The sequence below is a fragment of the Veillonella sp. CAG:933 genome, assembly GCF_000431435.1.
In the GTDB taxonomy this organism is placed as follows: Bacteria; Bacillota; Negativicutes; order Veillonellales; family Veillonellaceae; genus Veillonella_A.
Genome location: NZ_HF986214.1, coordinates 20,407 through 41,634, shown reverse-complemented (window position 1 = coordinate 41,634; position 21,228 = coordinate 20,407). Strand labels below are relative to the sequence as shown.

The 21,228-nt window shown below is 43.7% G+C and carries 19 protein-coding genes and 1 other annotated feature; of the genes, 18 read left to right on the top strand and 1 reads right to left on the bottom strand.

Features of this window, described 5'->3' with window-relative positions:
- The 3 genes from QZL64_RS09325 to QZL64_RS09315 form a co-directional block, all read left to right on the top strand.
- A partial coding sequence (locus QZL64_RS09325; RefSeq protein WP_369665158.1) for a thioesterase family protein occupies positions 1-242 on the top strand: 242 nt, incomplete at its 5' end.
- A 522-nt stretch (positions 243-764) separates the two neighbouring features.
- Positions 765-1,334 carry a DUF3793 family protein gene (locus QZL64_RS09320; RefSeq protein ID WP_021841726.1) on the top strand — a complete coding sequence of 190 codons (570 nt, stop codon included), beginning with the start codon at positions 765-767 and terminating at the stop codon, positions 1,332-1,334.
- A gap of 14 nt (positions 1,335-1,348) precedes the next feature.
- Positions 1,349-1,768, top strand: coding sequence for a flavodoxin (locus QZL64_RS09315; RefSeq protein ID WP_021841725.1), 420 nt, complete (start codon positions 1,349-1,351; stop codon positions 1,766-1,768).
- 366 nt (positions 1,769-2,134) lie between these two features.
- Here the strand turns inward: QZL64_RS09315 and QZL64_RS09310 are convergent, their stop codons facing one another.
- Positions 2,135-3,301, bottom strand: a complete 1,167-nt coding sequence (locus QZL64_RS09310) for a pyridoxal phosphate-dependent aminotransferase (RefSeq protein ID WP_021841724.1) — start codon at positions 3,299-3,301, stop codon at positions 2,135-2,137.
- A gap of 245 nt (positions 3,302-3,546) precedes the next feature.
- On the opposite strand from QZL64_RS09310, the gene QZL64_RS09305 reads away from it, so the two are divergent.
- The 15 genes from QZL64_RS09305 to QZL64_RS09235 all read left to right on the top strand — a co-directional run bounded on the left by QZL64_RS09305 (position 3,547) and on the right by QZL64_RS09235 (position 21,220).
- Complete coding sequence (locus tag QZL64_RS09305; RefSeq protein ID WP_156704673.1) at positions 3,547-4,674, top strand: RuBisCO large subunit C-terminal-like domain-containing protein; 1,128 nt, start codon at positions 3,547-3,549, stop codon at positions 4,672-4,674.
- 99 nt (positions 4,675-4,773) lie between these two features.
- Positions 4,774-5,607, top strand: a complete 834-nt coding sequence (gene larE / locus QZL64_RS09300) for an ATP-dependent sacrificial sulfur transferase LarE (protein ID WP_021841722.1) — start codon at positions 4,774-4,776, stop codon at positions 5,605-5,607.
- A gap of 92 nt (positions 5,608-5,699) precedes the next feature.
- A complete protein-coding gene (locus QZL64_RS09295) occupies positions 5,700-6,569 on the top strand; it encodes an MBL fold metallo-hydrolase (RefSeq protein ID WP_021841721.1) in 870 nt (289 codons plus the stop codon).
- A 26-nt stretch (positions 6,570-6,595) separates the two neighbouring features.
- A complete protein-coding gene (locus QZL64_RS09290) occupies positions 6,596-7,717 on the top strand; it encodes a S1C family serine protease (RefSeq protein WP_021841720.1) in 1,122 nt (373 codons plus the stop codon).
- 33 nt (positions 7,718-7,750) lie between these two features.
- On the top strand, positions 7,751-8,227 hold the full coding sequence (gene rlmH / locus QZL64_RS09285; RefSeq protein ID WP_021841719.1) for a 23S rRNA (pseudouridine(1915)-N(3))-methyltransferase RlmH: 477 nt from the start codon (positions 7,751-7,753) through the stop codon (positions 8,225-8,227).
- Between the two features lie 22 nt (positions 8,228-8,249).
- A complete protein-coding gene (locus QZL64_RS09280) occupies positions 8,250-9,179 on the top strand; it encodes a hypothetical protein (RefSeq protein WP_021841718.1) in 930 nt (309 codons plus the stop codon).
- A 234-nt stretch (positions 9,180-9,413) separates the two neighbouring features.
- On the top strand, positions 9,414-9,869 hold the full coding sequence (locus tag QZL64_RS09275; RefSeq protein ID WP_021841717.1) for a CBS domain-containing protein: 456 nt from the start codon (positions 9,414-9,416) through the stop codon (positions 9,867-9,869).
- A 121-nt stretch (positions 9,870-9,990) separates the two neighbouring features.
- Complete coding sequence (tig, locus tag QZL64_RS09270) at positions 9,991-11,298, top strand: trigger factor (protein WP_021841716.1); 1,308 nt, start codon at positions 9,991-9,993, stop codon at positions 11,296-11,298.
- A 43-nt stretch (positions 11,299-11,341) separates the two neighbouring features.
- Positions 11,342-11,935, top strand: coding sequence for an ATP-dependent Clp endopeptidase proteolytic subunit ClpP (clpP, locus tag QZL64_RS09265; protein WP_021841715.1), 594 nt, complete (start codon positions 11,342-11,344; stop codon positions 11,933-11,935).
- Positions 11,936-11,950: 15 nt separating this feature from the next.
- Positions 11,951-13,201, top strand: coding sequence for an ATP-dependent Clp protease ATP-binding subunit ClpX (gene clpX / locus QZL64_RS09260; RefSeq protein ID WP_021841714.1), 1,251 nt, complete (start codon positions 11,951-11,953; stop codon positions 13,199-13,201).
- Between the two features lie 73 nt (positions 13,202-13,274).
- The gene (gene lon / locus QZL64_RS09255) at positions 13,275-15,587 is read left to right on the top strand and encodes an endopeptidase La (RefSeq protein ID WP_021841713.1); all 2,313 of its coding nucleotides are present in this window, start codon (positions 13,275-13,277) and stop codon (positions 15,585-15,587) included.
- The gene (yihA, locus tag QZL64_RS09250) at positions 15,584-16,279 is read left to right on the top strand and encodes a ribosome biogenesis GTP-binding protein YihA/YsxC (RefSeq protein ID WP_296309512.1); all 696 of its coding nucleotides are present in this window, start codon (positions 15,584-15,586) and stop codon (positions 16,277-16,279) included. Before lon ends, yihA begins: the two co-directional genes overlap by 4 nt.
- Entirely contained in the window at positions 16,276-17,247 is a 972-nt protein-coding gene (locus QZL64_RS09245) for a polyprenyl synthetase family protein (RefSeq protein ID WP_021841711.1), read from the top strand. Before yihA ends, QZL64_RS09245 begins: the two co-directional genes overlap by 4 nt.
- A 3-nt stretch (positions 17,248-17,250) precedes the next feature.
- Positions 17,251-18,174, top strand: a complete 924-nt coding sequence (gene tatC / locus QZL64_RS09240; RefSeq protein WP_021841710.1) for a twin-arginine translocase subunit TatC — start codon at positions 17,251-17,253, stop codon at positions 18,172-18,174.
- A gap of 123 nt (positions 18,175-18,297) precedes the next feature.
- Positions 18,298-18,521: a binding site (T-box leader), on the top strand.
- 41 nt (positions 18,522-18,562) lie between these two features.
- Positions 18,563-21,220 carry a valine--tRNA ligase gene (locus tag QZL64_RS09235; RefSeq protein WP_021841709.1) on the top strand — a complete coding sequence of 886 codons (2,658 nt, stop codon included), beginning with the start codon at positions 18,563-18,565 and terminating at the stop codon, positions 21,218-21,220.
- Positions 21,221-21,228: the final 8 nt, after the last annotated feature.

Here is a 21,228-nt window from a genome sequence, read left to right as displayed (position 1 = left end):
TAGCCGCTTTGGCCGGTAGATTACCGGATGGTGACGGTACGGTGGGTATTTCCCTCAGTATTTCCCACGATAAGGCATCGGCTATGGGTGCTCAGATTCGTGCGGAAGCGAAGGTATCAGCTGTGGATGGCCGTAAAATCAGCTATGAAGTGGCTGCTTATGAAGGCGATACTTGTATTGGGAAGGGAACGCACGAACGATTTGTCATCAACAACGAAAAGTTCATGAGTAAGTTAAAATAGGAAGTTTAATGGTGATGTGCCGGAAACATAATGACGTCGAGCCGGAAACATAATGGCGCCGTGCCGGAAACATTATGGAGCTAGTGTTGGAAACATAATGGCGCTAGTGTTGGAAACGAAACATAATTTCTGTAATATTGAATTATTTTCTCAATAAAAATGTCCGGATGGAGCTGGAATGTAGCTGTGGCTACCGTTTTAAAAGAGGATGAGGTATACAATAAAGATACCCCATCCTCTTTGTTTTACAAAGGTTGTAGACTTTTAGTGCACATCGATAACTATCGTTTAAGTGAAAGCTATAGGTTCTTTGCTTAAATTTCATAATTGAAAATAACTGTCAATTATATTGACAGAACAGCGCTTTGATTGTATGATGAATTAAGAAGATAGTTAGCTTAATTATTTTAAAACCAAGTCATAGTAGCTTGGTAAAAGCTACTATTCATAAATCCGGATTTACTAGTATGACAGCCTTGAGAGCAAGTGTTCTCCTGAAAACATTGAGAGGCAGGGTGAACTATGGTAAGCGAAATAGATTCTATTATCGGTTATCATTGTGCGCCGGCAATACGGGGAATCAAGGTGGCGAATCTTGTGGCCATTCCACGAGATATGGATTTGCATTTGACAACGGCTTTGTCGGCGTATAATGAGAAATTTAATGATCGCGGCTTGTTCTTTTATGAACTGTGTCATTGCGATCGGCGAAGATTATTGTTGGTGTTCCGCAAACGAATGTTAGAGGAATATTTACGTCGTCCCGAACATGCTGCGTTTTTAAAACTCTACGGCTATTTGCCGACGGAATCTTTGGAAACGTGGTTTGAGCGCTTAAAAGGTCGTTTGGAAGAACGGATGGACTTTCCTCATGAAATCGGTCTGTTCTTGGGCTATCCACTCCACGATGTACGCTCTTTTATTCGTATGAAAGGCGCGGGCTATAAGCTTTGCGGCGAATGGAAAGTCTATGGCAATCCTATGTCCGCCATGCATTCGTTTCACTGTTTTCGGGCATGCAGAAATTACTGTCATACCCAGCTTTTAAATGGTAAACAATTAGAGTCTTTGGTAGCCGTAACGGCATGCTAGTAGGAGGTAATCACATGATTGGTGTAATTTATTGGTCTGGTACAGGTAACACACAAGCAATGGCAGAAGCAATCGGTAAAGGTATTGCCGGTGCAGGTCAAGAAGTAGTCGTTAAATCCGTGTCTGAAATTTCCGCTGATGAAGCAGCTGCTTTTGACAAATTAGCTTTAGGTTGTGCTGATATGGGTGCTGAACAGTTGGAAGAAATGGAATTCGAACCATTCTACACAGCTTTGGAACCTAAATTATCCGGCAAAAAAGTAATTCTTTTCGGCTCCTATGGTTGGGGCGGTACTTGGCTCGAAGATTGGGCTGAACGCGTAAAAGCAACCGGTGCTGAAATCGTAGCTGATAACTTGCCTGTTTTCGGTGCTCCTGATGATGCTGCTTTGGCAGACTGCGAAGCACGCGGTAAAGCATTGGCTGACGCATAAAATTAGAATAAGCAATAACTTAAAATAGTACATAGCAAAGTTTTGTTGTGTAAATATATTAGGGGGCTGTAATTGTAAGATTACAGCCTCTAAGCATATATAGGTAAGAGGATACTAATCTGCTGGATACGGTGCAGAATTTGAAAGCTGAAAATGAGGCGTTAAAAGAGCGAGATAATGCGCAAGATAGTATTATTGCTCAGCTACGCCAAGAATTGGATGCCCTCAAGGATAGTTTGAATAAATAAAATAAATATGGAAGGATATATAATACAATTTTAAAATGGGGTTGTGATAAAATATATCCTCAGACATAAAAATGCGGTTTGAAGACAAGTTGCTTCCAACCGCATTTTTAATTTATTTTTATTTTTTCAAACCGTTAATGAATCGTTCAATTCGGTTCAACGCTTCCTGAATGGTTTCGCGAGATGATGCGTAGGAGCAGCGGATGCGTCCTTTACCGCATTCGCCGAAAGCGGAGCCAGGTACTACGGCTACGTGTTCCTGTTGTAACAACTGAACGGCGAAATCAAAGTCACTTAAGCCGCAACTTGAAATATCAGGGAATACATAGAAGGCACCTTCCGGAACCGCGATGGGAAGCCCCATCTTTTGGAAGCCTGCAACAATTAAATCGCGCCGTGCTTCGTATTCTTCACGCATAGCAACTACGCTGTCGTCGCATTCGTTGAGTGCCACGATGGCGGCATGTTGAATCGGGGTAGCCGGTGCAACAATGCTGTACTGGTGAATTTTGATAGCCTGTTCAATAATTTCCGCAGGAGCCAAGAGGAAGCCGATACGTAAACCGGTCATAGCGTAAGCTTTGGAGAAACCGTTCAAAATAAGGGTGCGTTCTTTCATGCCCGGTAAGGCGGCAATGCTCGTATGAGTGCGACCATAGGTTAATTCGGAATAAATCTCATCACTTACAACGATGAGGTCATGTTTTTTTACAACCTCCGCAATGCCTTCCAGTTCTTCCCGTGTTAAAATGGCGCCGGTCGGATTACTTGGGTACCCCATGAGTAACACTTTAGTTTTAGGAGTAACCGCTTTTTCAATGGCAGTCGGTGTAATTTTGAAGCCTTCTTCCAAATGAGTCGGCACCATGACAGCCACGCCTTTATTTAGTTTGACTTCCGCTGCATAGGCCACATAGGATGGATCCGGAATGAGGACTTCGTCCCCTTCATCTAGCAATACACGCATAGCTAAATCGATGGCTTCGCTGGCGCCGACGGTGAGCATCATTTCGTTTTCGGTATAGTCAACGCCATAGCGCTTGCCGTACCATTTTCGAATGGCCGTGAGAAGCGGTAATAAGCCGGCGTTACTGGTATAACTTGTTTCTTTATTTTCAAGGCTTTTGATAGCGGCGTCCAGTACTTTCTGCGGTGGTGCATAGTCCGGTTCGCCAACGCCTAATGACAGCACATTATCCATGGATAAGGCCATCTCCCAAATTTTACGAATGCCTGAAGCAGGCAATTCTTGTGCTGTTTTTGAGATGTAATTGTTCCAATTCATAGTATGTTCCTCCTTAAATACGACTCAACATGATAGGCAAATCTTCTGTATCACATTGAGGCTCTCTTTTCTCTTTTTATAGTTTATCATAAAATACTTATAACAAGTAGTAATTTGTTGAAGGATTAGCCATATTGAAAGGCTGTATATAGAAATTTATTGAATTATTATCTATAATAAATGGTCGATTTATTGTAAAATAATACATTAGAGATGTATGTAAAAAGGAGGCAAAAATGGAGACCTTGTGTAATGAGCGGTTTGTGGTGACCTATCAGATAGAAGCGCCGAGCTATGAAGAGGCGAAAGCCGTTGCTTGGGGTGTACAAGTGGAACAAACCATTGAATTTCCTTATGATTTTGTAACGAATGAAGATATTAAACGCGATATAGTAGGGCGCCTTGAATCGTTGGAACCTACCGGTGACGGCAAATATTATTTGGCTCGCATTTCCTATGGTGTGGAATGCAGTGCTTTTGAAGCTACGCAATTTTTGAATGTGGTGTTTGGTAATTCGTCTTTGCAGCCTCATATTTGGGTGGTGGATATTGACCTTGCGCCATCGCTGATTGATTGCTTTAAAGGACCACGATTTGGTTTAAACGGTATCCGTGAATTGGTGAAAACACCAAAGCGCGCTATGATACAAGCGGTTATTAAGCCGATGGGAATATCACCGGCTCAATTGGCGGACATGTGTAAAGCCTATGTGCAGGGTGGAGCCGATGTGATTAAAGATGATCACGGCATTACGAATCAACCGTTCTGTACGTTTGAAGAACGAATTAAACGTTGTGCGGCCGCTGTAGCTGAAACAAATGCGCAAACCGGGCAGCATACGCTGTATGCCGCCAATGTATCGGCCGACGGTGAAGCGGTGTTGGAGCGAGCTCATTATGCTAAAGCCATGGGCGCTACGGCGTTAATGGTGGCACCGGCTTTAGTTGGTTACGGGTGGCTCCATCGTTTGGCTACGGATGATGAATTAGGCTTGCCGATTATTACGCATCCGGCCATGATGGGCGGGTTTGTATTACCGGGGATTTCCGGTATTGCCGACTACTTATGGATGGGCTTATTGCCGCGTTTGTTTGGTTCCGATATGTCGATTTTTGTGTCCTATGGCGGCCGTTTTACCTTTACGGCGCAGCAATGCCAACGTATTTCCGCCTACTGTACGAATCCGATTGAAGGTTTGAAAGCTACGTGTCCTTCACCGGGCGGTGGTGTTACGGAAAAACGTTTGCCGGAGTTACTGGATATTTACGGTCCGGATACGATGTTCTTGGTCGGTGGCGATATGTTCCGTCGCGGTCCCGATTTGGCGGCCAATATGAAGGCTTTTGTTGAGTTATTAGCTCAGCACAGTTAAATTTACAGGCGGTGGCAGAATCTTAGTTTGAACTGTGTGAGAACAGTTTGTTTATGACGTGCACCAACTGTTTTATACAAAGAGAAAGAGAGACAAAAAATGAGTTCAAGTGAGTTGAATACTGAATTGCAGACTAAACTGTCTGCCTTGGAAGCTGCTTTACAGCGTATGGGGAGCGCTGTAGTGGCGTTTTCCGGCGGTGTAGACAGTACCTTTTTAGCGGCGGTGGCCCATAAAGTATTGGGCGATAACGCACAGGCGTTTACAGTGAGTTCGCCAACCTTACCGGAGGAAGAAATTGAAGATGCCAAACGCTTTGCCAAGGCTATAGGTATCAAGCATACGGTAGTGGAAATTAACGAATTGGAGATGCCCGATTTTACGCGCAACGATCCGGACCGTTGTTATTATTGCAAAAAAAATCGTTTTCAGAAGTTAATCGACTGGGCTAAAGAACAGGGGATTAACGGCGTGCTTGACGGTGGTAATTTGGATGATAAAAAAGACTATCGCCCCGGTATGCGCGTTTTGGAAGAGCTTGGCACCGTTCGCAGTCCTTTGTTGGAAAACGGCTTTACCAAGGATGATATTCGCGCCGTAGCGAAGGCTTGGGGCTTAGAAGTATGGGATAAACCAAGTTCGCCATGCTTGGCTACGCGTATTCCTTACAATCATGAGATTACCGGCGAAGCGTTGACGATGATTGAAAAAGGCGAAAAGTATTTGCATCAATTCATTGACGGTCCTTTGCGGGTGCGATACCATGAAGGTATGGCACGCATTGAAGTAAGTCGTGAAGATTTTCAGATTTTTGCCGATGATGAACGGCGTGAAGCGATTCGTAAAGCGTTAGAAGAATTCGGCTTCACCTATGTGAGTGTCGATTTACAAAGCTTCAAGAGCGGTAATTTGAATCGTGAAGTGAAACAGTAATACCGACAAAGCAACAAAGCGAAAGTAAGGGAATTAAGATATAAAATAAGGAAAAGTAAGAAGTAAGAAGTAAGAAGTAAGAAGGAGTTATTTTGGAAGACAAAGAAGTGACAAATTTAATGACGGATCGAGCCCGTGCTATAGCGGCGGCTTACGAAACTTTAGAGTCTTCGGAAGCTCCGTTTGCCGTACATGTGTTGGCCAGTGGCAGTCAAGGTAATGCAACGCTAATAACCTACAAAAATACCACAATTTTGGTAGATGCCGGCATCAGTGCCCGGCGTATCACCAACGGCCTTAAAGCGGTAGGTTTAGGTCTCGATAAATTAAGTGCTATCTGCATTACTCATGAGCACACCGACCATATGGCGGGACTGCCGCAATTACTCAAACAGTGCAATGTGCCTGTCTATACCAGAGCGGGTACGATGCGTGAACTCGTAAATCGTAAGAACCTTGACACCAAGGCCTTTTGCGTTTTGACGAAGAATAATTTCACCATCGGTGATTTACAAATAGAAACGTTCCGTACCAGTCATGATGCGGCGGATCCTATGGGGCTCAGTTGTTATAACGGTAAGCATAAATTGACCTTTATGACCGATACGGGGCTGGTGGATGACACTATGTTAAAAAACATGGATGAAAGTGATTTGTTGGTTTTAGAAGCAAATTACGATCCGCAAATGCTCAAGTACGGCCCGTATCCTTTTGATTTGAAAAAACGTGTAGCCGGTCCTTACGGCCATTTAAGTAATGAACACGCGGCGCAAGCATTACTCATGATGAAGCGTCCCGAACATTTGCAAGTAGTTATGGCTCATCGCTCCGAAAAGAATAATGAACAAGCTGTAGTAACCGACACGGTGACCACGGCATTAACGGCGGAAGGGCTTATAATGAAGCAGGATATAACAATTTTTCACGGTCAACCGAAAGAAATGGTAACGATCCGTGCGTAGCTGATTCTTAAGTCAGGAGGTTTATTATGGATAACAAAAGAAGAGGCTTATTTATTCTGTTAGCTGTAGTGCTCATTATTGCGGGTACTGTAGGCGGTTATTTGACGGGTAATTTTTTTGGTAACACTAAGAGTATCACCCAGGAAACTACGGCGGTCAATGCCGATGGTACTAAAAAATCGGTACCCCTTTCCGATAACCGCAATACGGCGATAGTGTCGGCGGTTAAGAAGGCAGGACCGGCTGTGGTAGGCATTACCACTAAAGTGTATGATCGTAATATTTTTGACCAACAAGTATTGGTTGGTGAAGGCGTAGGCTCCGGGGTTATTATCGATAAAGCGGGCTACATCGTAACTAATTATCACGTAGTGGCGCAGGCGAATAATCGCAAGGTTACTGTGTCCTTAAGTGATGGTTCTTCACAACCCGGTACCATTGTGGGTGTCGATCCGTTGACCGACTTAGCGGTTGTTAAAATTGACCCGACCGAAAATATGCCGGTAGCTACTTTGGGTGATTCTGACCAATTGCAGGTTGGTGAACCGGCTATCGCCATCGGTAATCCGTTAGGCTTAGAATTCCAAGGAACTGTTACGGCCGGTGTTATCAGTGCTTTGCATCGGACAATCAATATGGAATCGCAACGATTCCCGCTTATTCAAACGGATGCGGCGATTAATCCGGGGAATTCCGGCGGTGTGCTCGTTAATGCAGATGGCGACGTTGTGGGCATTAACAGTGCTAAAATTTCGCAGACCGGTATTGAAGGCATGGGTTTCTCTATTCCTATCAATGAAGTAAAACCGATTGTTAAAGAACTGATTGAAAAAGGTAAAGTAGTTCGTGCGTATTTGGGGTTAGGCCTTTTGGATAAACAAAATGCGGCGAAATACGGCTTACAACTTAAAACAGACGGTTTATTGGTAGCGCGCGTTTATAGCGACGGACCGGCCGCTAACAGCGATATCAATGAAGGTGATATCATCACAGCGGTAGGTGAGAAATCTATTACCAACTTAATGCAGTTGAAACAAATTTTAGATAATCATAAACCGGGCGAATCGTTGGATCTTACGGTGCTCAGCAATGGTGCTGAACACACGGTGTCCATTACTCTTGGCACATTGCCGGATTCAACGAATTAATAAAATTACGGGGAGGCAGGTGGAATCTGAGTTATGAAATTTACCGTATTAGCCGTAGGCAAGCTTAAAACCGCTTATCTGCGCGATGGGGTGGCCGAATTTGTGAAACGCCTTACGGTATATGGCGGTGTGACAATTACGGAATTGAACGAGAGTAAATTGCCCAGTGCCGATGATAGCAAACGTCAGGCTATTGTGGCGGAGGAAGGGGAACGATTGCTCAAACAAATAAACCCGAAGAGCTTTGTCGTTTTACTGGACGTGAAGGGCAAAACCATGTCGTCGGAGGCCTTGGCAGAAAAGATTGCCGACTTGGAAGTGCAAGGTATCAGTGAGATGACTTTTATCATCGGTGGTGCCTTTGGGGTGTCGGAAGGGCTTAGGTCGCGAGCCGATTTAAGATTATCTTTCAGCCCCATGACCTTCACCCATCAAATGGTGCGGCTCTTATTGGTAGAACAGATTTACCGCGCTTGTAAAATTAATCGTCATGAACCTTATCATTGGTAAGGGAGCAGATGGAGGTAATAGAGTGACAGATAAAGTAGATACAACGAATAATGAAGCAAATGCCAATTTCAGTGGCATGCCGAGTCTGGAAACGCTCTGGCAGGTGCAACAGAACGAGGGCAGTGACGGATTTTATAGAACCTATATTGAGGCCGCTAAGACGGCGCAGACAATCATTCACAATAATTTGGCCTTATTGCAGCAACAGGCCGCTGTATTGGCCGAAGCTGTAGCCGCTCTTGATATGCAGGTAGCGGTTGCGGCGGAGCTGAAAGAACGGAATGATTTTTTGCAAAAAACGTTGGAAGAGGTTGCAAATACAACCCGCATAGTGAATTCAACCTTAGGGGCCTACGCTGATGCGGCTATGTCCATTCAAAAGTTGGAAAAAGGCAATTTTACACCGCAATACATTATGCATCGCAAAGAAGAGTTGGGCATGCAAAGCGGCGATTTGACGAAGTTATTGGTCGAGTTCAGTCGCTATGCACAGACCTTTTTGGACGCCTTGGCAAATGAAAGCAAAACGGCGAGCCTCATCAAAACAGAAGGTACGGCGGGCGATGCAAATCATAAGGTATTGAAGGTAGCTTATCAGTCATGGCTCCAACGATCCTTTGATGTAAATAAAATTCTGGAAGGGCGTCTCGTATTCATCAGCGGCCTTTTGGAGTCTTTGAAAAAGGATCTTACCACACTTCAAGTAAGTCAGATGGAACTTGATGTGCAGGAGCGTGCCAGGCAGGTTGCGGCGCGACGCTATAAGAAACAGGTGGAAGATGTAAGAGACTATGACGACTTGGAAGGGCAGTACCGCAATCGTTATGATGAGGACGGCAATTTAATCGGCGTCGACGAAGGCGGTGAGGGTGGCAATCGTCGCGGCTGGCAGGTTGTCATTGTATTTGCCGTTATTGTGTTGGCAGTGATTGCTTATTTTGTACTAAAATAAAGAGTTGTTTTGTACTAAAATAAAGAATTGTTTTGCACTAAATAAAGATAAAAATAAATTATAAAGCAGGATTTTACGAGTATATTGTCAAAGATATATATAAGTTGTAATTGCGATTAGTGCAGAATTAAGAATTATGGAATAAATGATTTAAAGTTTTTACAATCAGCCTTAGAATTCGATGTTTTTACATTCAGCACTAATAGTAAATTTTATAGTGAGGGAGGTAATCCTATGTTAATCGCTGAAGCTATGAACAAATATCCCGCAACAATCAGTAAAGAGTTGTCAATCAATGAAGCAGCTAAGTTGCTTGTTAAATATCAGGTAGCCGCTTTGACCGTAGTGGATGAAGATAATAAATTAATCGGCATCATCACAGAAGGGGATTTACTTTATAAAAAGATTCGCCCTCATGCACCGCACTATGTCAATGTTTTGGGCGCCAGCATCTATTACAGTGGCATTGGCGAATACAATGCACAGTTCAAGAAACTCTTGGCCGCTCATGTAGAAGAATTAATGACTACCGAAGTTATTACGTGCTCGCCAAAAGATGAAGTGGAAGGTGTAGTGGCCACTATGCTGGAAAAACATTTGAAGACCGTGCCCGTAGTTGATGAAACTAACACGGTAGTGGGCGTATTCAGTCGTCGCGATGTAATGGAATTGATTGCGAAAGAAAATTAAAATAAAATCGCTACTTTTATCACATAAAATTGCATACATTCAAATTTTATGATAAGATAAGGAATGCAATATTATAAAACAGAAATTTTGGGCATTTAGCCCTCAAGGAGGACATATTTTCATGAATGCAACTGTAACCCCTGTTGATCAACATAAGGTAACCTTAACAATCGAAGTACCTGCTAAAGACGTAACCAAAGGTATTCAGCAAGCTGTAAAACGCATTGCCGGCCAGGTAAATATTCCGGGCTTCCGTAAAGGTAAAGCACCTCGCCGTATTTTAGAAATGAACTTCGGCAAAGAAGCTATTTTGGAAGAAGCTTTTGACGTAATTGCCGGTCGCGCTTACCAAGAAGCTTTGACTGCTAATGAAATCATTCCTGTAAGTGAACCTGAAATCGAACGCGTAACGTTTGAAGAAGGTAAAGATTTAGTATTCAAAGCAACTCTTACTAAACGCCCTGAAGTTACTCTTGGCGAATACAAAGGCCTTGAAGCTGAAAAACAGGATGCTACGGTAACTGATGAACAGATTCAGGAACAGTTAGATAATATCCGCAACCAGCAAGCTAAAATGGTAGTAGCTGATGCAGATGCTAAATTACAGAAAGATGACTTTGCTGTTATCGACTTTGCCGGTTCTATCGACGGCAAACCTTTTGACGGTGGCGAAGGTAAATCCTACCCGCTTCAAATCGGTTCCGGCAGCTTCATCCCGGGTTTTGAAGACCAATTGATCGGTCACGCAGCCGGCGATGATGTAGAAGTTAAGGTAACCTTCCCTGAAGATTACTTTGTAAAAGAATTGGCTAACAAAGAAGCTGTATTCAAAGTTCATGTTCACGATATTAAACGCAAAGAATTACCTGAATTGAACGACGAATTTGCTAAAGAAGCCAGCTCTTATGAAACTATGGAAGAATTAAAAGCGGATCTTCGCAAAAACATGGAAGAAGACGCTGCACATCGTGCTATCGATGCTTACAATGCTGCTATTATTGAACAAGCAGTTAAAAACGCATCCGTAGATATTCCTGAAATCATGGTTGACGATCGCGTTGAACAGATGATTCAAGAAATGGCTATGAATTTGGAAAGCCGTGGCTTGAAATTGGAAGACTACTTGAAATTCTCCAACAAAACTATGGAAAGCCTTCGCGAAGAATACAAAGCTAATGCAGCTGAAAACGTTCGCGCCGATTTAGTATTGGAAGCCATTGCTAAAGCTGAAAATGTAGAAGTAAAACCAGAAGATATGAACATGGAAATCTACATGATGGCTCAACAATTCGGGGCAGATCCTAAAGAAGTTATGAATATTATTGTTAAAGAAGGCCGTGTAGCTATGTTGAGAAATTCTGTAGCTCGTAAAAAAGCCGCTCGTTTAATTATCGAACAGGCTAAAGGCGCAGAATCCGAGGAAAAATAATCCACGGGCTATATAGGTACATGGACCCATGAGGTAAAATTTTATGTATGTACCAATCGTTGTAGAACAAAGCGGACGTGGCGAACGTTCCTATGATATTTATTCTCGCTTGTTAAAAGACAGAATTGTCTTCTTGGGCGGCCCTATCAATGATGATGTGGCTAACCTTGTCATTGCACAATTACTGTTCTTGGAAGCGGAAGACCCTGATAAAGACATTCATTTGTACATTAACAGCCCCGGTGGTGTAGTAACTGCCGGCATGGCGATTTATGATACAATGCAGTATATTAAGCCGGATGTATCTACCATTTGTGTAGGTTCCGCAGCCAGCATGGGTGCTGTATTATTGACAGCCGGTGCTAAAGCTAAGCGTTATGCATTGCCACATGCCCGCGTGATGATTCACCAACCGCTTGGCGGCGTACAAGGTCAGGCTTCTGAAATTGAAATTCATGCTCGTGAAATTTTGCGTATGCGTGAAGAATTGAATGGCTTATTGGCATCTCACAGTGGGCAGCCGATTGATGTTATCGCCCGTGATACGGATCGCGACAACTTCATGAGTGCCGAAGATGCTGTGAAATACGGTTTAATTGATGAGGTATTGACTCGTCCTGTAGCAACAGACAAGTAATTAGGAGGACTCAGCTTGAAAAAAGACGAAAAAGAAACGTTGCGTTGTAGCTTCTGCGGGCGCACCGGCGACGAAGTTCGTAAATTAGTGGCAGGTCCTAATGTATATATTTGTGACGAATGCGTAGAAGTTTGTCAGAATATTATTGATGAGGAACTTGGTCATAGTGATGAAGCAGGGTTTTCATTAAAGCATGTACCTACGCCTCATGAAATTAAGGCTTATTTGGATGAATATGTAATTGGTCAGGAGGCTGCTAAAGTCTCCTTGGCCGTTGCTGTTTATAATCACTATAAACGGTTGCAGGTAAATAATACCGTGGATGATGTAGAATTACAGAAAGCCAACGTGTTGTTTATCGGACCAACCGGTAGCGGTAAGACGTTATTGGCACAGACTTTGGCAAAAATGCTGGAAGTTCCGTTTGCCATTGCTGACGCTACCAGCTTAACCGAAGCCGGTTATGTAGGTGAAGATGTAGAGAACATTTTGCTCAAACTCATTCAGGCCGCTGATTATGATGTGGCCAAAGCAGAGCGCGGCATTGTGTATATCGATGAGATTGACAAGATTGCTCGTAAATCTGAAAATCCGTCCATCACCCGCGATGTATCCGGTGAAGGTGTGCAGCAGGCATTGCTAAAAATATTGGAAGGTACGGTTGCATCTGTGCCACCGCAAGGTGGGCGTAAACATCCGCACCAGGAATTAATCCAAATTGACACCACGAATATATTGTTCATTTGCGGCGGTGCATTTGATGGCCTGGAAAAGGTTATTTCTAAACGCACGGCTAAGAAGACATTAGGATTTGGTGCCGATATTCAAAAACAGGAAGAAAAAGACGTATCTGCTATTTTGAAGGAAGTTGTTCCGGAAGATTTGCAGAAATTTGGTCTGATTCCTGAATTTATCGGACGTTTGCCTGTTATGGTAACGCTCGATCCTTTAGATAAGGAAGGCTTAATTCGCATTTTAACAGAGCCTCGCAATGCATTAACGAAACAATACGAAAAGATGCTCTCTTTGGAAGATGTATCCTTAACGTTTGAGAAAGATGCTTTAGAGGAAATTGCGGCTGAAGCAATGAAGCGTAATACGGGAGCTCGTGGATTACGATCCATCATTGAGAAAGTAATGAAGCAAGTTATGTATGATATTCCTTCGCAAAAGGGTGTTACCGATTGTATCATTACCCGTGATGCTGTGAAAGGCACAGCTGAACCTATACTCAAGAATGAGTCTGCCGTAAAGGGCATGAATTAATTGTAAGTCTAAGAAACTCATTTCCTTTGGAATGAGTTTCTTTTTGTAAATATAAACTTGAAAAGGAGCCTATATGAGTGAGACGAATTTTTCGCTGCCTTTAGTACCGTTACGCGGTATGGTAGTGTTCCCAAAAGTAGAAGTTCGACTGGACATCGGTCGTGACAAATCCATTCGGGCCGTTGAAGAAGCCATGGCTAATGAGCGTTTGCTCGCCGTATCCGCTCAATTAGATGACGAAGTGGAGAACCCGACACAAAAGGATATTGCCGAAGTAGGGACCATCGTCAAAATCAAACAAATGCTACGCTTGCCGGGGGGCTTGGTTCGCATTTTAGTTGAAGGTATTGCCCGCGCTAAAGTGGTTGATATAGATGAAAGTGGCGTATATTATCGCGCCACTATGGAAACATTGGTTTCCCAGTATGACGATCATGTAGAAATTGAAGCTTATCGTCGTCTGGCTCAGTCCAATTTCTTGAAATGGGCCGAAGAAACCAAACTTGTTACGGAAGATGAAATTCGTCGTGTTATGGAGCGCACCGACGCATCCGAAACGGCTGACCAAATTGTACAATTCTTACAGACGGAACTCGTTACGCGTCAAAGCTTTTTGAGCGAACTCAATGTGTTACGTCGTTTAAATATGGTTGTAGGCGCCTTAAATATGGAACTTCAAATCTCTGATTTGGAAAACTCCATTAATAACCAAGTGCGTCAACAGATGGAAAAAGCGCAGAAAGAATATTTCTTGCGTGAAAAAATCCGCGTAATTCACAATGAATTGGGTGATAAATCCGATCCTGATGAAGAAGCGGAAGAATTGCGTGAACAGCTTAAGAAAATCAATGTGTCCGACGAAGTGCGTGAACGTATTGAAAAAGAAATCAGTCGTTACAGCCGCATGCCATCCATGATGCCGGAAGCGAATATTTTGCGCAATTACCTCGATTGGGTATTGTCCCTACCTTGGGATAAAGTAAGCGAAGACCGTCTCGATATCGGCGAAGCGGCTAAAATTTTAGACCATGATCACTATGGCCTCAAAAAGGTCAAGGAACGTATCTTGGAATTCTTGGCGGTTCGTAAATTATCCGATTCCTTGAGTGGCTCTATTCTTTGCTTGGTAGGACCTCCGGGAGTTGGTAAAACATCCTTGGCTACATCTATTGCTAAAGCTATGAATCGTAAATTTATCCGCGCTTCCTTAGGCGGCGTTCGTGACGAAGCGGAAATCCGCGGTCATCGTCGTACCTACATCGGCGCGTTACCGGGCCGTATGATTCAGGGCCTTAAGAATGCCGGTACAAGAAATCCTGTATTCTTGTTGGATGAAATTGATAAATTGGCATCCGACTACAAAGGCGATCCTTCGTCCGCATTATTGGAAGTGCTCGATCCTGAGCAGAACAAGACGTTCAGCGATCATTTTATTGAAATTCCGTTTGACTTCTCCGATGTATTCTGGATTACGACGGCCAATGTACCGGGCAATATTCCGGCACCTTTGATGGACCGCATGGAAGTGATTGAATTATCCAGCTACATGGAAGATGAAAAATTGGAAATCGCTAAACGTTATTTGGTACCGAAACAAATTAAGAAAAACGGTTTAAGCGGTCATAATGTGAAATTATCCGATGCGGTACTTCGTAAAGTAATTTCCGAATATACTCGCGAAGCCGGTGTTCGTACTTTGGAAAAAACGATTGCCAAGATTTTCCGCAAATTGGCTTTTGAAATTATCAACGGTTCGGAAGCAACGCCGCGTGTAACTGTTAAAAACTTGTCCAACTATTTGGGTGCGCCAATCTATTTGGAACAGGAACGGGAGAAGAATGCTCAAGTAGGTCTCGTTTGCGGCCTTGCTTGGACATCCGTGGGCGGTGTAGTACTTCCTTGTGAAGCGACTACGATGCCCGGCAGCGGCAAGTTGTCCTTAACCGGCAGCCTCGGCAAAGTCATGCAGGAATCCGGTCAAGCCGCCTTATCCTACATTCGTCATAATGCTAAGGAGTTAGATATTCCGGCAGACTTCCATAAAACTATGGATTTACATGTACATTTACCGGAAGGGGCCACCCCTAAAGACGGTCCGTCGGCCGGTATTACCATGACATTGGCTATTGTATCGGCTTTAACAAACCGTAAAGTTCGTTCCGATTTAGCTATGACCGGCGAAATTACTTTGCGCGGTCGCGTCTTGCCGATTGGCGGTTTGAAAGAAAAATTACTGGCAGCTTTACGCTACGGTATTAAAGAAGTATTGATTCCGCAAGGCAATATTAAGGACCTTGAAGAGATGCCGACATCTGTTATTGAAGGCCTTAAAATTACGCCGGTAAAAACAATGGATGAAGTGTTAGCAAGAGCATTTGTAAAATGATGAAGCAGAAGAAAAACACACCAAGACAACCAAAACCTGTATATACCCGTAAAGAGCCGCAAGGACCTCGTATTATTGCGTCCAAATATGTGGCTTCTGCCGTACGCCCCGACCAATATCCGGAAGGGGATACGGTGGAAGTGGCCTTCTTGGGGCGCTCCAATGTGGGCAAATCTTCTTTGATTAACTCGCTGTGCAATCACCGAGGCCTTGCCTTGGTGAGCGGCCAGCCCGGTAAAACGAAGACGATAAATTTTTTCACAATTACGTCCAAAGAGGATATCAGTGAAACCGAAGAACGCCGTTATGAGTGGTTCTTGGTGGATTTGCCGGGTTATGGGTACGCAAAAACTGATAAGAGTAATCGAAATATATGGTCTTCCTTTATTGCCGATTATATTTTACAATCAGAACGACTGATGTTGCTCTGTTTGTTGGTAGACGGCCGTCATCCGGAATTACCAATCGATCAAGAAGCCTTCAATTGGCTTCTTGAGGCGGGGGTACCGTTACAAATTGTGGTGACGAAGGTTGATAAATTAAACAGTAAGGAACGACAACAAAACATGCGCTTTATTAAGGAGAATTTCCCTTGTGAAGCACCGGCTATTCCGTACAGCTCGCTTAAGCATACGGGCCGTGAATTGTTGTTAAAGCGTATTAATCAAGTGATTGTGGGGGTCGACGAATGAGTTTGGAAAAAGAACTGGCATTAATTGAACAAGTAAAAGCAGACCTCGTAAAAGTGGAAGCCTATTTGGCGGAGTCCTTGCAAACCGGTTCTGAAGATTTTAACCGCTTAATTCGCCCCATTTCGGCGGCCGGCGGTAAACGCTTAAGGGCTCGGTTATGTCTGCTTATAGCCGGTGCCGGTAAAGCATCGGAAGCGGATCGTGTCCGTATTGCCGCAGCTGTAGAAATGCTGCATTTAGCCACATTGATTCATGATGATGTACTCGATCAGGCTGCCGTGCGCCGTGGCGCCACAGCCATTCATTGCAGTAAGGGCAATAAGGTAGCCATTTTAAGCGGTGACTACTTATTTGCCAAAGCGTTTGACGTGGTGGCACAAATTGGTTCGGTAGCATGTTTGCATGTTTTTTTGTTTATTATTTCCGCTTTGGTGGAAGGGGAATTCATGCAGATGGAAGATGTGTATCGTCTCGATCAGGGCATTGAACGTTATTTGACGAAGACCCAAAAGAAAACGGCTGATTTTATAGAAGCTTGTTTGGAATTGGGCGGCATTCTCGGTAAATGGTCGGAAACCGACATTCGTTTATTAAAACAATACGGTCATGGCCTGGGGATGGCATTCCAGATTACCGACGATATCATGGATTATGCTGCTACCGCTGAAACAACGGGCAAACCTGTAGGCAAAGACTTACGTGAAGGTCTCATTACCTATCCGTTATTATCTGTCATTAACGAGGCCAATAAAGCGGAAGTCACTAAAGCCGTGCAAGCTATTGCCGACGGTCAGGCGCCGGATGAACTGATTGCTTATGTGGCGGCTCAAGGCGGGGTGGCCAATGCAGAAGCATTGGAAGCCGATTATCGTCGTGATGCTCACGAAGCATTAGAGGCTTTGCCTGATTTTGCCGGTAAAGCTGTCCTTTATGAAGTATTGGATTCATTGGCTGATAGAAAGGTGTAATATATGGAATCGTTTCAGGTACGTGATTTTAATGACCCGAAACGAAAGCCTTCCTTGAATAGTGTTTTGGCGCAAAAAGAACGCCTAAAGGCAGCCGAACGAATTCGCCGCGGTGAAGTAAATGACGAAACATCGGCTGAGGAGTTGAAGGCTGTATCCGGTGATGTAGCGACTGTTGATCTTGCTGCGACTGAGTCGCAGTATACACCGCTGGAAGAGCAGATTATGGCTGAAAATAAAGCCATGTCCTTAGTAGGTCACCTGGGTGAACTGCGTAAGCGGATAATTATTTCGGTCCTCGCTATTTTGGTGGGCTTTTGTGTCGCCTATTATTATGTAGATGATATATTGGCCATGATTGTGGCGCCGGCCGGTAAGTTGTACTATATGCGCCCGACGGAAGCTTTTTTTACCTATATGAAAGTAGCTTTTGTGGCCGGCGTTATTGCAGCCTCACCGGTGTGGCTCTATGAAATATGGGTCTTTGTTATTCCGGCACTAACACAACAAGAGAAAAAGTTAACCAATTGGTTCTTACCGTTTGCGATTATGCTGTTTGCTATTGGCATCGTGTTTTCTTATGCTTTGGTATTACCGGTGGCCATTAAATTTTTCATTGGTTTTGCCACCGATGAATTGCAGCCCCTATTTTCTATCGGGCAATACTTAGATTTTGTCATAGCATTTGTGCTACCTTTCGGATTCATATTCGAATTGCCCATTGTTATGATTATTTTGGCCAAACTGAATCTGATTACGTCGGATTTTTTGCGCTCCAAACGAAAAATCTTTATCTTCCTGTCCTTTGTTATAGGGGGCTTCATATCGCCGACACCGGATATGTTTTCGCAGACTATGATTGCCATGCCGATGATTATTCTTTATGAACTAAGTCTTTGGATGGTAGCCAAGGTGATGAAACGGTAAGTAAAAATTGACAGGTTGGACATTTTTAGATATTATGAGTATAGATACAGTTGTTTAAATTCTCGTATATCAGGTAGGGCCTGATTACCGTATGATTACAGCCGTATTAATTGATATTTGTATAACAAAGCTGAGATAAGGAAAAATCTTCTCATAGCGTGGCAGAGAGCGTTGGTAAGGTGCGAGCAACGTACGTGAAAGGAAGAGGGTAGCCTTTGAGCTGACTTGATGAAGCAATCTTTGGATTGTGTGTAGTTTTGTCCGGTTAACCCCGTTAGAGGTAATGAGTGATTGCAACGGCAATAATCTAGGTGGTACCGCGGAAGTTAAGCCCTTTCGTCCTAATGGACGAGAGGGCTTTTTTTATATCATAGAGGAGGAACTTGAGATGAGTGAGTTCAAGAATTTAACAACCTATAATCCGGGGGAAATTGAGCAGAATTGGTATGAATTTTGGGAAAAACAGGGATACTTCCACGAAGAAGTAGATGAAAGTAAAAAGCCGTTCAGTATCGTATTGCCACCGCCTAATGTAACGGGGCAACTTCATATGGGGCATGCGCTCGACAATACCTTGCAGGATATTCTGATTCGCTTCAAACGTATGCAGGGCTACAATGTGCTTTGGATGCCGGGTACCGACCATGCCGGTATTGCTACGCAGGTAAAAGTAGAACAGAACCTCAAAGAAACAGAAGGCAAGTCTCGTTATGATCTTGGCCGTGAAGAGTTCGTTAAACGTGTTTGGCAATGGAAAGAAGAATATGGCAGCACTATTGTTAAACAGATTCGCAGCTTAGGCGCTTCCTGTGACTGGACCCGTGAACGCTTTACCTTGGACGAAGGCTACTACAAAGCTGTTCGCGAAGTATTCGTAAGCTTATATGAAAAAGGTCTTATTTATCGCGGTGAACGCATTGCCAACTGGTGTCCTAGTTGTCATACCGTTCTTAGTGACATTGAAGTTGAGCACAGTGATGAAGCAGGCCATTTATGGTTCATCAAATATCCTGTAGTCGGTGAAGAAGGTCGCTTCGTAACGGTTGCTACAACCCGTCCGGAAACTATGTTCGGTGACGTGGCCGTAGCCGTTAACCCTGAAGATGATCGTTATAAAGATATTATCGGTAAAACATTGTTATTGCCATTCGTAAATCGTGAAATTCCGGTAATTGCCGATGATTATGTAGATCCAGGCTTTGGTACGGGCTGTGTAAAAATTACACCGGCTCATGACCCTAACGACTTTGAAATGGGTCAACGTCATAACCTCGAATCTATCGTAGTTATGAATCTTGATGCGACGATGAACAGCGAAGCCGGTCATTTTGAAGACATGACCCGTGAAGCCGCTCGTAAACAAGTAGTAGCCGAACTTAAAGAACAGGGCCTCCTTGCCAAAATCGAAGACCATGAACACAGTGTAGGTCATTGCTCCCGTTGTAATACCATCGTAGAACCGCTCGTATCGAAACAGTGGTTTGTAAAAATGGCACCCCTTGCCGAACCTGCTTTAAAAGTTGTTAAAGATAAAGACATCGAATTCGTACCGGAACGTTTCACCAAAACGTACACTAATTGGTTAGAAAACATCCGTGACTGGTGTATTTCTCGTCAGTTATGGTGGGGTCACCGCATTCCTGCTTGGTATTGCGATGATTGCGGTGAAGTGATTGTATCCAAAGATGACGTTACGGAATGTCCTAAATGTGGCGGTCATGTTCATCAGGAAGAAGACGTACTGGATACTTGGTTCAGCTCCGCTTTATGGCCGTTTGCGACTATGGGCTGGCCGGAACAGACCAAGGAATTGGCTCATTGGTATCCGACTAGTGTAATGGTAACCGGTTATGACATTATTTTCTTCTGGGTAGCCCGCATGATTTTCATGGGTCTTGAATTTGAAAAAGAAATTCCGTTTAAACATGTATTCATTCATGGTCTCGTACGCGACAGCCAAGGTCGTAAAATGAGTAAATCTTTAGGCAACGGTATTAATCCGCTTGATGTAATCAACGAATACGGCGCCGATGCACTTCGCTTTACGTTGGTAACCGGCAATACACCGGGGAATGATATGCGTTTTTACATGGAACGCGTAGAAGCTAATCGAAATTTTGCAAATAAGATTTGGAATGCCGCAAAATTTGTTATAATGAACTTAGATAATTACGATCCTGAGTTTGTTCCTAGTGAAGAAGACTTTACGTTGGCAGATCGCTGGATTATTGATACCTACAATAATGCTGTGGCCACCATCACCAATAATCTCGATAAATTTGAGTTAGGTGAAGCAGCTGCCGGTGTTTATGACTTTATTTGGAACAGCTATTGCGATTGGTTTATCGAATTGGCTAAGCCGCGTCTTTATAATAAAGAAGGCGGTCGTGACCGTGCGGTAGTTCAATACTTATTGGTAACTATTTTGCGTCATATGCTCGAATTGTTGCATCCGTTTATGCCATTTGTTACAGAACACATCTGGCAACATCTCCCTCATGAAGGGGGAAGCATCGTAGTGGCTCCATGGCCAACGGCTTTACCGTTCGCTGATCAGAGCACCGCTGCTGCGCAAATGAACATCATGATGGATGCCATTAAAGGGATTCGTAACATGCGCGCCGAAATGAATGTACCGATGGGTAAACGCAGCGCTGTTATTTTAGCTGTCACTGATGAATCGCTCCGCACCATGGTAAGCGAACATCAAGATTACTTTAAGACTTTGGGCTGGGCTGAATCGGTAACTATTTTGGGTGCCGATGATGCGAAACCTGAAAATGCTACCGTAACGGTAGTTAACGGTCTTGAAGTATATCTCTTACTCAAAGACTTAATCGACGTAACCAAAGAACGGGAACGTTTGACAAAAGAAAAAGAAACACTTAAGAAGGAAATTGCTCGTTTAGAAGGTAAATTAGGTAATCCGGGCTTCGTGGCCAAGGCTCCGGCAGATGTAGTTGCAAAAGAACAAGCCAAATTGGCTGAATATCAGCAAAAACAACAAGCTGTTATTGAACGTGAAGAATTTCTTAAAACCTTATAGGAGGTAAT

Excerpts from the sequence above, each read along its gene's own strand:
- QZL64_RS09320 (WP_021841726.1), top strand. The coding sequence starts at position 765 with ATGGTAAGCGAAATAGATTCTATTATCGGTTATCATTGTGCGCCGGCA.
- QZL64_RS09315 (WP_021841725.1), top strand. The coding sequence starts at position 1,349 with ATGATTGGTGTAATTTATTGGTCTGGTACAGGTAACACACAAGCAATG.
- QZL64_RS09310 (WP_021841724.1), bottom strand. The coding sequence starts at position 3,301 with ATGAATTGGAACAATTACATCTCAAAAACAGCACAAGAATTGCCTGCT.
- larE (WP_021841722.1), top strand. The coding sequence starts at position 4,774 with ATGAGTTCAAGTGAGTTGAATACTGAATTGCAGACTAAACTGTCTGCC.
- QZL64_RS09290 (WP_021841720.1), top strand. The coding sequence starts at position 6,596 with ATGGATAACAAAAGAAGAGGCTTATTTATTCTGTTAGCTGTAGTGCTC.
- rlmH (WP_021841719.1), top strand. The coding sequence starts at position 7,751 with ATGAAATTTACCGTATTAGCCGTAGGCAAGCTTAAAACCGCTTATCTG.
- QZL64_RS09275 (WP_021841717.1), top strand. The coding sequence starts at position 9,414 with ATGTTAATCGCTGAAGCTATGAACAAATATCCCGCAACAATCAGTAAA.
- tig (WP_021841716.1), top strand. The coding sequence starts at position 9,991 with ATGAATGCAACTGTAACCCCTGTTGATCAACATAAGGTAACCTTAACA.
- clpP (WP_021841715.1), top strand. The coding sequence starts at position 11,342 with ATGTATGTACCAATCGTTGTAGAACAAAGCGGACGTGGCGAACGTTCC.
- lon (WP_021841713.1), top strand. The coding sequence starts at position 13,275 with ATGAGTGAGACGAATTTTTCGCTGCCTTTAGTACCGTTACGCGGTATG.
- yihA (WP_296309512.1), top strand. The coding sequence starts at position 15,584 with ATGATGAAGCAGAAGAAAAACACACCAAGACAACCAAAACCTGTATAT.
- QZL64_RS09245 (WP_021841711.1), top strand. The coding sequence starts at position 16,276 with ATGAGTTTGGAAAAAGAACTGGCATTAATTGAACAAGTAAAAGCAGAC.
- tatC (WP_021841710.1), top strand. The coding sequence starts at position 17,251 with ATGGAATCGTTTCAGGTACGTGATTTTAATGACCCGAAACGAAAGCCT.
- QZL64_RS09235 (WP_021841709.1), top strand. The coding sequence starts at position 18,563 with ATGAGTGAGTTCAAGAATTTAACAACCTATAATCCGGGGGAAATTGAG.